At 40.5% G+C, this 13,905-nt stretch carries 8 protein-coding genes; all 8 read left to right on the top strand.

Annotation, left to right across the window (positions count from 1 at the left end):
- Positions 1 to 10 precede the first annotated feature (10 nt).
- Entirely contained in the window at positions 11 to 1,252 is a 1,242-nt protein-coding gene (locus OQX64_RS17530) for a DUF2264 domain-containing protein (protein WP_265819750.1), read from the top strand.
- Between the two features lie 61 nt (positions 1,253 to 1,313).
- Positions 1,314 to 2,432: a glycoside hydrolase family 43 protein gene (locus OQX64_RS17525; protein ID WP_265819749.1), complete on the top strand. Its 1,119-nt coding sequence runs from the start codon at positions 1,314 to 1,316 to the stop codon at positions 2,430 to 2,432.
- Between the two features lie 6 nt (positions 2,433 to 2,438).
- Positions 2,439 to 4,787, top strand: a complete 2,349-nt coding sequence (locus tag OQX64_RS17520) for a glycoside hydrolase family 127 protein (RefSeq protein WP_265819748.1) — start codon at positions 2,439 to 2,441, stop codon at positions 4,785 to 4,787.
- A 124-nt stretch (positions 4,788 to 4,911) separates the two neighbouring features.
- The gene (locus OQX64_RS17515; protein ID WP_265819747.1) at positions 4,912 to 5,409 is read left to right on the top strand and encodes a phosphoheptose isomerase; all 498 of its coding nucleotides are present in this window, start codon (positions 4,912 to 4,914) and stop codon (positions 5,407 to 5,409) included.
- A 157-nt stretch (positions 5,410 to 5,566) separates the two neighbouring features.
- Positions 5,567 to 6,295, top strand: a complete 729-nt coding sequence (locus tag OQX64_RS17510) for an acyl-CoA desaturase (RefSeq protein WP_088299270.1) — start codon at positions 5,567 to 5,569, stop codon at positions 6,293 to 6,295.
- A gap of 291 nt (positions 6,296 to 6,586) precedes the next feature.
- Positions 6,587 to 9,043: a TonB-dependent receptor domain-containing protein gene (locus OQX64_RS17505; RefSeq protein ID WP_088299271.1), complete on the top strand. Its 2,457-nt coding sequence runs from the start codon at positions 6,587 to 6,589 to the stop codon at positions 9,041 to 9,043.
- Positions 9,044 to 9,305: 262 nt separating this feature from the next.
- Positions 9,306 to 12,440 carry a SusC/RagA family TonB-linked outer membrane protein gene (locus OQX64_RS17500; protein ID WP_265819746.1) on the top strand — a complete coding sequence of 1,045 codons (3,135 nt, stop codon included), beginning with the start codon at positions 9,306 to 9,308 and terminating at the stop codon, positions 12,438 to 12,440.
- An 11-nt stretch (positions 12,441 to 12,451) separates the two neighbouring features.
- Positions 12,452 to 13,885, top strand: a complete 1,434-nt coding sequence (locus tag OQX64_RS17495; protein WP_265819745.1) for a SusD/RagB family nutrient-binding outer membrane lipoprotein — start codon at positions 12,452 to 12,454, stop codon at positions 13,883 to 13,885.
- The last annotated feature ends 20 nt before the right edge of the window (positions 13,886 to 13,905 follow it).

Raw genomic sequence — 13,905 nt, 5'->3', positions numbered from 1 at the left:
GCTCAATTCAATGAACATAAAAAATATTGCGCTTGCTTTTTTGATGCTGATGTGCCTTGGCGGATCGGCAATTGCACAGAAAGTAAGTAAAAAAAGTATGATGCTTAACGACAGGCATTTCTGGATCCAGCAGATGGATAAAATGGTTCGCCCGGTGTTGCAGAATTTAGCCAATGATAGTCTGCGGATTGCCATGCCAAAGGTAACATCAGTGCATGTTGATAATAAAGAACACCGGATTAAAGTTCAATATGTAGAAGTGTTGGGAAGAGTTTTAAGTGGTATTGCGCCATGGTTGCAATTGGATGGTGGGGCTGCAGAAGAGGTTGCCTTAAGGAAACAATATCGCGAATGGGCACTCCGTGGATTAAAAAATGCTTTGGATTCTAATGCCAAAGATTTTATGAATTTTGATATCGGCGGACAACAACTGGTTGATGCTTCCTATGTGGCGCTGGCCGTGGTACGTGCACCCTGGTTATGGGAAAACCTGGATCAGAAAAATCAAACCTTATTGATGAAATCCATTGTCACTACCCGGAAATTTAAACCTGTATTTTCTAATTGGCTATTGTTTTCAGCTATGAATGAGGCTTTTCTAGCCAAATTTGGTTATGACTGGGACCCTATGCGTGTGGACTATGCTCTCCAGCAAATGGAGCAATGGTATACGGGTGACGGGATGTATACTGATGGTACCTCATTCGCTTTTGACTATTACAATAGCTATGTGATTCATCCTTACCTGGCAGCACTTTCAGAAATTATTGGTAAAAAAACCAATGCCTATAAGGACATGTTCGAGAAGATTAAAAAGCGCAATGAAAGATATGCCATCATTCAGGAGCGGTTAATTAATGCAGATGGAACTTATCCTGCAACTGGTCGCTCGATCATTTACCGTGGTGCGGCATTTCATCATTTAGCCGATATGGCTTTGCGAAAAGCATTGCCAAAGCAATTATCAGCAGAACAGGTTCGCTGCGCATTGACTGCCGTGATCAGAAAAACATTGGAAAGCCCTACCACCTATAAAAATGGTTGGTTAACCATTGGCTTATATGGTGAGCAGCCTGAGTTGGGCGATTTTTATAACAACCAAGGTAGTCCTTATATTGCTTCCAATATTTTTTTACCGCTGGGCTTACCCGCCAGCGATCCATTCTGGGCAAATCCACCAGCTAAATGGAGTGCCCAGAAGATCTGGAGCGGCGAAAATTTCAAAAATGACCACAGCGAAAATTTAAAGTAAAAACAAAAAATAAGTGTTTATTAACTCATTCACTTTTAATTAAACCAAACAACATAATAATATGAATAAGAGGATCAACTTTATCTTATGCTTTTTAACCCTCTCTTTATTGGCCTGTCAACTTGCTTCTGCACAGCAAAAATATGCCTCATTTACGCCTGGTAAAATCTGGAAGGATGATAAAGGCGTACATATTAATGCGCATGGTGGTGGTATAGTTGAACATAAAGGCACCTATTATTGGTTTGGTGAACATAAAATTGAAGGTGAAAAAGGAAATACCGCACAGGTTGGGGTTCATTGCTATTCTTCGAAAGATTTATATAACTGGAAGGATGAAGGCATCGCGTTGTCGGTTTCTGATGACCTGAAAAGTGATATTGCAAGAGGCTGTATTTTAGAAAGACCTAAGGTTGTTTACAATAAAAAAACTAAGAAATTTGTGATGTGGTTCCACCTGGAACTTCTGGGCAAAAGTTATGAAGCCGCCAAAAGTGGCGTTGCCGTAGCAGATAAACCCAACGGGCCTTATACCTTCATCAAAAGCTATCGTCCTAATGCAGGTAAAATGCCGTTTTATGCAGAGGGTACACCTGAGGCAGAAAAGGTAAATTGTGAAAATCCGGCAAATAAAAGTGATGGCTTTTTCTGCAGGGATTTACCTGGCGGACAGATGGCAAGAGATATGACTGTTTTTGTTGATGATGATGGCAAGGCTTATCATGTTTTTTCTTCTGAAGAGAATTTCACCTTACACTTAGCCGAATTAAGCCCTGATTATTTAAGTCATACAGGCAAGTTCATCAGAATCTATGTAGGGCATCAAACAGAGGCACCAGCTTTATTTAAGAAAAATGGCACCTATTATATGGTGGGTTCTGGTTGCACAGGTTGGGCTCCAAACCCTGCCCGATGGTTTAAGGCCAGTTCCATTTGGGGGCCATGGACGTATATGGGAAACCCTTGTCAGGGACCAGGTGCAAATATCACATATGGTGGACAAAGCACCCACATTCTTCCGGCTCCGGGAAAGAAAGGTGATTTCATTTTTATGGCAGATAAATGGGAACCTAAAAACGCCATCGATGGTCGTTACCTCTGGTTGCCGGTTAAATTTGAAGGCGATAAGCTTACTATAAATTGGCAGGATGAGTGGAACCTCAGTACGTTTAGTAAATAGGAACTTATGAAACGGATCTTCATTTTTTTATTGATTGCTACATCTTCACTCCAAACAATTGCGCAGACCAAGAAACTGGAGGCCTTTTCACTAAAAGATGTGCGTTTGCTGGAAAGTCCGTTTTTCCAGGCAGAAGAAACGGATAAAACCTATATGCTTTCCCTCAATCCCGATCGCTTACTGGCACCTTATTTAAAAGAGGCAGGTCTCACCCCAAAAGCTGAATCTTATGGTAACTGGGAGAATACGGGGTTGGATGGCCATATTGGCGGGCATTATGTTTCGGCACTTTCACTCATGTATGCTGCTACAGGCGATGTAAAAGTGAAAGAAAGGCTGGATTATATGATTGATGAGTTGGAAAAATGCCAGCTAAAAAATGGAAATGGTTACCTATCCGGCGTTCCCGGAGGTAAAGAAATATGGGCAGAAATCAAATCCGGCAACATCAAAGCTTCCAGCTTCTCCCTGAATGACAAATGGGTGCCCTTGTACAATATTCATAAAATTTTCGCGGGTTTACACGATGCTTATGCCGTGGCGGATAATGAAAAAGCGAAACAAATGCTGATCAGATTAACAGACTGGTGCATTGATTTGGTGGCTGGTTTATCCGATCAGCAGATTCAGGAGCTGTTAAAAAGTGAGCATGGTGGGTTGAATGAAATATTCGCGGATGTATATGCCCTTACCGGGGATAAAAAATACCTGAAACTGGCCAGGCAATTTTCAGATCAATCCATTTTGAAGCCATTATTGGAACAAAATGATGCTTTAAACGGTTTACATGCCAATACGCAAATTCCGAAGGTGATTGGTTTTGAGCAGATTGCACGGGTAGATCACGATGCCAGCTGGGCAAAGGCTGCTGTTTTTTTTTGGCAAACCGTGGTGAATAACCGCACGGTGGCCATTGGTGGAAATAGCGTAAGAGAACACTTCCATCCGGCTAACGATTTTTCTTCCATGCTCGAATCCAGGGAAGGACCGGAAACCTGTAATTCATATAACATGCTCAAGTTAACCAAACAGTTATTTCTTGATGCTCCTTCCATTAAATATTTAGATTATTATGAAAGAACACTATACAATCATATTCTAACATCACAAAGGGCCGGTGGCGGTTTTGTTTATTTTACACCCATGCGCCCCGGGCATTACCGTACATATTCCAATCCCCAGGAAAGTTTCTGGTGTTGTGTAGGCTCCGGTTTAGAAAATCATGGCAAATACGGCGAATTGATATATGCACATGACGATCAAAACCTGTACGTTAATCTCTTTATTCCATCGGTGATCAACTGGAAGGAAAAAGGCATTACCCTTACACAAAAAAATCAGTTTCCAAATCGGGAATTTACGCAGATGGTGTTAAAAATGGATAAAAAACAACAGTTTTCGATCCGTTTGCGCCATCCATCATGGGTTGCATCAGGGCAAATGACTATCCTGGTGAATGGTAAAAAAATCATGGCAAAAGCATTGGGTAATGGTTATGTGCGTATTGATCGGGTTTGGTCATCTGGTGACGTAATTAAAGTGGCACTACCCATGCACAATACCGCCCAGTTCATGCCCGATGGATCAGATTGGGTGGCCTTTCTCCATGGGCCAATCGTTTTAGCTGCAGAGCTGGATACCCTGTCGCAACCCAATTTAACTGCAGATGGCAGCAGGATGGGGCATATTGCTTCCGGTCCCTTATTCCCGCTGAGCGAGGCGCCATTGGTATCTGGTAAAAAAACAGATCTGGCACAGCAGCTTACATCGGTTAAAAATGAGTTGCTTACGTTCAGCGCAGAAAAGATAATTTACCAACCTAAATATAAAAACCTCAAACTGGTTCCCTTTTATGAGTTGGCAGAGAAGCGTTATGTGGTATACTTCCCGTATACCAATCCAGAAAATCTGGAGGCAAAAGCTAAAGCGATTAAATTGGCTGAGACTGAAAAAATCAAGTTAGAACAGGAAACCGTTGACATTGTGCGTACGGGAGAGCAGCAGCCGGAATCAGATCATGGTTTTAAAGGTGAAGATACAGATAATGGAATTTTTCAGGACCAGCACTTTCGCGCGGGGAAGGGCTGGTTCAGTTATAATTTAGCGAATAAGGATTTGAAGGGGAAAAAGATCAGACTTACTTTTTATGGCAAAGAAAAAGATAGAAATTTCCAAATCCTGATCAATCACGTAGTCGTGGAAAAAGTTAAACTTGATGGAAGTAAGGGCGATGTTTTTTATTCGCAGGATTTCGAAATCCCTGAAAACTTATTAAAATCACAGCTGGAATTGACATTAAAAGCCGAGCCCGGATCTGCCATTGCCAGTATTTTTGAAGTAAGGCTGGTGAAATAGGCAGCTGCAATTTTTTTAAGCAAGGTGTTCAGCGCACTTGAGAGCAGTGTTAAAATATCATATGGAAAAAAATAAAAGTTCAAAAGTGCTTTTTTAATTCCAAAGCATTATTTTTACGCCAATTATGGGAAATGATAAAAAAGAAATATTCGATAGCGTTGCGCAAAGATTAAAAATTGAAGGCTTTAATGTGGTAAACCGCGATGAAACACGCCCTTGGGGTGGTTTTTTTGTGATTGATGAAGCACAAGCTCAGCAATTTGCAGACACTTATTTTGATGGATTAGATGTAGAAAGCTTAAAAATTGGTGGTAAATTAAGTCCGAAGATTTTAATCGTAGCCCCAAATACCCGCCTGTCATGGCAATACCACCACCGCAGGGCAGAAATCTGGCAAGTGGTAACCGGTACAGTAGGCATTAAAACCAGTGAGACTGATGAAGAAGGAGAAGTTAAAAAATATGCACCTAAAGATCAGATCAAATTACAGCAGGGTGAGCGTCACCGCTTAATTGGTTTGGATGATTGGGGGGTAGTGGCCGAAATCTGGCAACATACAGATGCTTCAAATCCATCAGATGAAAGCGATATCGTAAGGGTTCAGGACGATTTCGGCAGATAATTTTTTTAAAAATAAAATATAAAAAGGCATGGATGAATTATTCTAAGTGCCTTTTTAACAACTTTCAGGTATTCGTTTAATTACGGATATTTGCCAGCGGAAAGATACCGAAAACTAAATGTCGGGAAATTCCGTTTATTAAGCATACACGTTATACATGATTATCCTTATTTTCTTTCTTTGCCATTGGTTCTTATCTCTTTTCAGCCAAACTTTTTTCCTCCACCGTTACTCATCACATAAAATGTTTAAAATGGAGCCTTTCTGGGAAAGGTTTTTTTATCTTGTTTTACTGATTTCTCAGGGTTCATCTTTTTTAAATCCAAGGGCTTATGCCATTTTACACCGGATGCATCATGCTTACAGTGATACAGAAAAAGACCCGCATTCGCCACATTTTTTTAAGGACGTTTTTGGGATGATGATCGCAACCAAAAATATGTACATGAATTATCTTCATTTTAAAATACAACCTGAACCTGCTTTCCAGGGGAATTATCCTGAATGGCCACTGGTAGACCGGATTGGTAATTCGTGGTTATGGAGAATAGGATGTGGCTTGTTCTATATTGGTTTCTACATCGCTTTTGCCAGCCATTGGTGGTTATTTATTTTATTGCCCGTTCACTTTTTGATGGGACCTTTACACGGTGCTATTGTAAATTGGTGCGGACATAAATATGGTTATTCCAATCACGATAATGATGATCACAGTAAAAATTCATTGCCATGGGATTTCCTTTTAATGGGTGAATTGTTTCAGAACAATCACCACAAAAAACCAAACAGCCCTAATTTTGCAACCAAATGGTGGGAGTTTGATCCTACTTACCCGGTGATGAAGGTATTGCACTGGATGAAGATTATCAAAATCAGAAAGGTTTAATCCTGTTCCAATCAAAGCCTCACCTCAACTGAGGATAGCTCGTACAAACATTTTACAGACTACCATATTTTACAAAGGCTGATGGATTTAATTCATCAGCCTTTTTTTTAAGCCATTTTGCGCAGGCATGTATATAAAATGTTTTATCTTTTCTCCTGTTGACCAGTATTTTACCGATAAAAATTGCACCTTTGCCGACTAAATTAACGTAGTGGCGTAAAAACTATTTTGAAGAATTGTAACAAAATGCAATTTGCGCAGACTAATAAACCATCATACTAACAAATTATAATGAAAAGAATTTTACTCTCGCTCCTGATATTTGGAACGTTTATTCATGCCAATGCCCAGTTTCCTGCAGGAGGTTTTGGCGGAGGCGCAAAGAAGCCCACAGTTTTCGGCCGGATAACGGCAACCATTTTAGATTCTGTAACCAAACAGCCTATAGATTATGCAACCGTATCATTAATCAGTGCTAAAGATAATAAATCCGTAAATGGTGGTGTAACTGATCCGAAAGGTAAGTTATCCTTGCAAAATGTAGCGCCTGATACTTACAAACTGATGATTGGATTTATGGGTTATAAAACCAAATCGGTTACGGTTACGACTACACCTGCAAAACCAGATCAGAATTTAGGAACGATCTATATTTCTTCTACAGAAAATTCACTGGCAGATGTTCAGGTGCAGGGTACCAAGGCAGTCATTGAAAATAAAATCGACAGAATGGTTTATAACGCAGAAGCTGACGGAACCAATGCGGGAGGAGATGCAACGGATGTGATGCGTAAAGTGCCTATGCTTTCAGTAGATGTTGACGGAAATGTTCAGTTGCGTGGGGGTGCGGTGCGGGTTTTAATCAATGGCAAACCATCCGGAACAATGGCCAGCAGCGTTTCTGATGCTTTAAAAATGATTCCTGCAGAGCAGATTAAAAGTGTAGAAGTCATCACAAGTCCTTCTGCCAAATATGATGCAGAAGGCTCAGGAGGGATTATCAACATCATTACTAAAAAATCAAATGCACAGGGCGTAAGCGGAACCGTAAATACATCTGTTGGAACCAGACAAAATAATGGTGCTTTTAACCTGACCGCTAAAACAGGTCGTTTAAGTGTGAATACCAGTTTGGGTGCAAACCTGGCTTATGCGCAGGATTCAAGATTATTATTTGAAAACATTACCCGTACAGATTCTGCCGGAACAAACAGGATAAACAGTATTATCCAGAATGGTGTTTCCAAATTCAGTCGCAATGGCTACAACGGAAGTTTTGGAGCAGATTATGATTTTAATGCCTATGATAATGTAAGTTCTACCTTTAAATATAATAATTTCTCTAATGGTGGTCCGGGTAGTGCCGACTATATTTTAAATGGTGTTCCGCTTAAAAACGTCAGCAACATGGATGTGGGTTTCAACAATTTCGACTGGAACGTTGATTATAAACATACCACCAAGAAAGAAGGTGAAGAATTTACCATTTCTGGTCAGTTATCATCAGGAAGTAATACCACGGATTTTGAGAATGAAATTATAGGAAGTCCTTTTCCGGCGATAAGTAGTAACAATATCGGCAGAAATAAAGAATATACTGCCCAAACAGATTATACCTATCCATTTAGCAAATCAACGATATTGGAAGTGGGAGCAAAAGGGATCTTCAGAAACATTAACAGTGAATTTTCAAATAATACCGCACAGGATTTTGAATATAGTCAGGATGTGGCCTCCGCTTATGGTGTGATCAGCTTTAAACTGAATAAAAAATTAAATTTTAAAGGTGGCTTAAGATCAGAATATACCGCAATCGATTTTAATACCGCACAAGGTGGTACCCAGAAAAACGACTATTTCAATTTATTCCCAAGTGCAATTATCTCACAAACATTAAAAGGGAACGCTACCTTAAAACTGAGTTATAACCGCAGGGTTCAAAGGCCAAGTTTAGCCTACCTGAATCCTTTCCGTAATGAGAGCGATCAATTCAATATCCGCCAGGGTGAGCCAACATTAAACCCGGAGCTGAGTGATAACCTTGAGCTTGGGTATTCTACCTTTATTAAAGGATCGGTCATCAATGCCTCTGTATTCTACCGCCGTACGGGTGGTGTAATTGAGAGTTCAATTACGCCTTTTAGAGAAGGAAGCCTGGATAAAACACTCACCACATATATCAACGTGGGTACTGCACAAACTTATGGTGCTAACTTATTTGGTTCATACAATCCAAAACCAAAATGGACTTTAATGACTAATCTTGGCGTAAATACTTATGAAGTAAGTAATACCCAAACCGGAGTAAGCACGGGTACGTTTTTAAATTATAATATTTTTGGCCGTTCGGCTTACGGTTTCGGTAAAGGATATAACTTCGAATTATTCGGCGTAGTTAATTCTCCAAGAAGAACCTATCAGGGTAAAACCGATGCAATGGTTTTTTACGGAGCCTCATTTAAAAAGGACATTCTGAATAAAAAGGGATCAATCGGAATCAATACTTTAAATCCTTTTACCCGCGATTTACACATTAAAACCGTGAATAATTCGGTAACTAATGTAGGTAATAAGGTAAGTACACTTTTCCAAAGTTCTAACATTTACTACCCATTGCGCTCGTTCGGTGTAAACTTCAGTTATTCTTTTGGTAAGTTGAAATTTACGGAAAAGAAAAAGATTAAAAACGACGATGTGAAGCAGGATCAGCAACAAGGTGGCGGAATGGGTGGAGGCTTACAGCAATAAAACAATATTCTTCTTATTTAAAGCGCTTTCTGGTTAATCTGAAAGCGCTTTTTTTTTGTGCCGGAAATTTAGTTTGTGAAAATACACTAAGATTTGTAATTTTTTTGATTGTTTAATTGTTATTGCCTGTTTTTGCTTCGTTCTGGGGTTGATTTATACGGCTTTTTGCGGTATTTGAGTGTATGTATGATATTTTGTGCGTGTTTTTTATGTTAAAAGGTTATCTTGCAGTGACTAACATCATCCATTTAAATCTTTAGATATGAAAAAAATCTTTACTTCACTTTTTTTTCTGTGTATTTTTTTAACCGGGCTTTCTGCCATAGCTCAGGTAAAAACCATTACAGGGAAAATTACGTCCGCTGAAGATGGAGGACCATTACCAGGAGCCAGTATAAAAATTAAAGGTACCACTACCGGGACATCTACGGATGGAAATGGTGCTTTCAGTATCCAGGTTCCTTCAGCTAATGCGGTGCTACAGGTTAGTTTAGTAGGTTACAAACAGCAGGAAGTTACCATAGGTGATAAAACAGTCATTAGTGTTGCTCTTGCTTCAGATTCCCAACAACTTCAGGAAGTAACTGTTTCAACAGCATTAGGAATCACCAGGCAGGCGAAATCATTAGGTTATGCTGCACAAACTGTGGGTGATAAGGATCTTAACTTTAACCATCAGCCCAACTTAATTAATGCCTTGCAGGGTAAAGTTGCCGGTGCCACCATTTCAAGCACAGGTGGTGGTCCGGGGCAGGGAGCAAGCATTCGAATCAGAGGGGTAAACTCTATAGATCCGAACAGATCCGGTGATCCACTTTATGTGATTGATGGTGTTCAAATTGATAACACCACCTCAACCCAGGGTGCAAACCCGAGCGGAAATGCATATGGTTCAAGAGGGGTAACCAACAGGGCATCAGATATTAACCCAGAAGATATTGAGACCATCAATATTTTAAAAGGTGGGGCAGCAACGGCACTTTATGGTTTAAGGGGTGCAAATGGAGTGGTGGTGATTACCACAAAAAGAGGTAAGCAAAATGGCATCCAAATTAACCTCAACAGCAGTTATGGTTTTGATGAGGTGTTGATCAGTCCGAAAGTGCAAACGGAATATACGCAGGGTGTGCTCGGTGTGTACACCAATCCACCGGGTGGTATCGGACCTGCCTGGGGCCCAACCATTGCAGAGGCTAAACTGATTGATCCAACCCATCCAGATAAATTATATAACAATTACGATCAGGCATTCGGTACCGGTCAGCAAATTAAAAACTCCGTTTCTTTAACCGGAGGAAGTGATGTAGTCAAGTTTTTCTCTTCTGTTTCTCAGTTATACCAAAAGGGAATGATGCCAAATACCGACAACAGGAACCTCTCCGGGCGACTGAATACTGATTTTATTATCAGTCCGAAATTAAAGGCTTCTGTGAATATGAACTTTACCAATTCTGGTGGTTATACGTATAGTGCCGACCGGTTTGGTGAGGGATTGGCTTATTTTTCGCCGAGATATGACATAGCAGATTACCAGAATGCAGATGGCTCGCAAAAGTATTTGGGTACCAATAATCCAATATGGGGTACGGCCAATAATAAACTGAAAGGTGATGTAAACCGTTACATCGCCGGGGCAAGTCTAACCTATGATCCAACCAAATGGTTAAACTTTTCTTATCGCTTTGGGGTAGATACTTATAATGAAAACCGGGTAAGAACCGCTCGCGGTCCGATGTATACCGGAGAGGCTATGTACGATAATGATCAGGGTTACTACGGAGAATATAATTCAAAGTTCAGAACGTTGAACAGCACTTTTGTGGCAACACTCTCTACAAAATTAGGTGAAGATATTACCGGAACATTAAGATTGGGTCAGGAACTTTATGATAGAAGAATTAAAGAAACCGGAACGCTGGGAAGTATTTTAGGGATTTATAACTTCTTTAGTCTGGAGAATGCCAGTGTGCTTACCCCGAGTCAAGCAACAAGAGAGAAACGTTTAGTTGGCTATTTCGGAGAGGCTACTTTTGATTATAAAAATTTCCTTTTCTTAAGCGTTACAGGGAGAAATGATATCAGCTCCACCTTACCGAAGGAAAACAGATCTTTTTTTTATCCATCTGCCAGTTTAAGTTATGTGTTTTCGGATCAGTTTAAATTACCAGCCGTCATCAGTCAGGCTAAATTAAGATTATCATATGCCCGCATTGGGAAGGATGCAGCAGAGTATTCTACCTTTACGGGTTACACCCCATACCTTAATTTACCATCAGGAACAGGCGGCTTAACGATTGGATCCAATTTAGGCAATCCTGATCTACTGCCGGAGTTTACCAATACTTATGAGGGAGGTTTAGAGATGTCTTTCTTTAAAAATCGATTAGGTTTTGATTTAACCTATTATTACTCATTAAGTACAGACCAGATTATCCAAACACAAGTATCTTCTGCAGTAGGTTATGTAACCAAATCAATTAATGCCGGTGATATCAGAAACCGGGGGGTAGAACTGGTGATTAACGGTAAGCCCATTGTTGGAAAAGATTTTAACTGGGGCGTGAACCTTAATCTTTCTGCAAACCGCAACAAGGTGCTTTCCATGCCTAATGGCGTTACTGAAATCGTGTATGGTGCAGCGAGGGGCTATGGTAATGCAGGAGTAACCATGAAATTAATTGAGGGTCAGGCATATGGTAATATTTATGGGAGTTATTTCAACAGGTATTATGGAACGCAGGCAGAGAATCCAACGATTTTAGATAAAAATCTGCCTTTACTGATAGGTGCCAATGGGTTTCCAAGTATTTCGGGAGGGAAGCAAAAACTTTTAGGAAATTCCCAGCCAGATTATATTATTGGTTTCGGTAATAATTTCAGCTACAAAAACTTCAGTTTAAATGTCTTGTTTGATGCCCGCTTAGGTTTCGAAAAATACAACTGGCTCGAAGATTTCTATTCTGCCTTTGGTCTTCCGGATTATACGGCAGACAGAAGAACGACTAAAGTTTTTGATGGCGTGCTGGCCAACGGGCAACCCAATACCAAGCCTGTTTACATGGGGCAGGGCCTTGGACCAGATGGTAATAATTATGGTGAAGGTTACTATCGTATTCTGTATAGAAACGTTTCAGAACCTTTTGTTTCTGATGCTTCATGGGTGCGTTTGCGTTCGGCCAGTTTAAGTTACAGGTTCCCACAACAATGGCTGCCGGCAAAAGCCATTAAAAGTGCATCCTTATCTGTTACAGGCAATAATTTATGGTTATGGACTAAATATTATGGCGTAGATCCTGAATCGAGTTCTTATGACTCGGGCAGTAACAATGATGGCTCTGCAGGTTTTACCTATCCATCAGCACGTACCATTATGTTTACCCTTAATGTTGGTTTTTAAAAAGAATTAAGATGCAAAAGATTATAAAATATACTTTTTTATCAGCCATGATGGCAACATTAGGTTTGCAGGGTTGTAAAGATAGCTACTTTGATAAACTATCTGATAATCCGAATCAGGTGACAGCACCAAGTTTAAATGCTTTGCTGGCTACCTCTACCTATAAGGCTGGTTTTAACAATTACAGCGTGGCCAGCATTATCCTTCCATATGTGCAATATACAGCCAACCCGGCGGCAAATGGTGCCGGAGATACCTTTCAGGCTATTGATTTCAGTGCCACCTGGGATTTGCTTTATTTTGCCATGGCTGATGCCAATGAAATGAAAAAACTGGCTGTAACACAAAATTCAAGTGAATATAAAGGTGTGGCTGATGTATTAATTGCCTACAACCTGATGATGGTGAATGACCTTTGGGGCGATGCACCATTTTCTGAAGCATTCAACATCAATAACCTGGTACCAAAATATGATAAGCAGCAGGATGTTTATGCGTCGACATTGGCACTGGTAGATGAGGCCATCACAGAACTATCTAAAACCAATTCTGCCATTAAACTGGCTGCAGCAAGCGATTTAATTTACGGCACTAATGTTTCTACTGAAAGGGCAAACTGGTTAAAAATGGCTTATGCACTAAAGGCCCGTTTGCTGAATAAGGTGAGTAAGTCCGGTACTTATAATCCTGCTGCTGTATTGGATGCGGTGAGTAAATCCTTTACGGGTAATGACGATGATGCCAGAATGCAGACCTTTAGAGAACGCAGTCCGTGGGCAACAGTGGCTTTAAATAATGAACAACAATCATTGGGTGGCTGGCTTTCAGAGCAGTTGATCGACGCTTTAAATGGAACAACCTATGGTGTCTTTGATCCGCGTTTGCCGAAAATTACAGATTTAACAGTAGATGGGAAATATATCGGAACAGTGAATGGTGCAGGAAACCGGGCTCCGGGTGCCAATACCCGAAAAGATGAAAATTACATTTCGCGCAATTCTCCATGGAGTGGAAACACGTCGCCAATTTTTATCGTGACTTATGCAGAACTAAAATTTATTGAGGCTGAGGCCGCATTGAATATTGATCGGGCCAGATCCTATGCTGCTTATTTGGCGGCGATCCGGGCGAATATGGATAAATTCCAGGTTTCAGCCACAGATAAAGAAGCGTATATGGCGCAGCCAACAGTGGCGGTTGGCGCAGCTGCATTAACGAAAAGCTTAATTTTTAAGGAAAAATACATTGCCACTTATCTGAATCCGGAAGCCTGGAATGATGCCCGCCGCTTTGATTATCAATATAAAGATTTCACCATGCCGGTAAATGCTGCGTTGCCAACCTTTATTCGCCGCCTGGATTATCCTCAGGGTGAAAGAAGCAAAAATGGAGCAAACGTACCCATTGATGTCCCAAGGACAAGCAGGTTGTGGTGGGATCAGTAACATTTTTATAAAAAGAAATT

This window comes from Pedobacter sp. GR22-10 (assembly GCF_026239715.1).
In the GTDB taxonomy this organism is placed as follows: domain Bacteria; phylum Bacteroidota; class Bacteroidia; order Sphingobacteriales; family Sphingobacteriaceae; genus Pedobacter.
The sequence above is the reverse complement of the archived record's forward strand: the minus strand, read 5'-3'. Positions and strand labels throughout refer to the sequence as shown.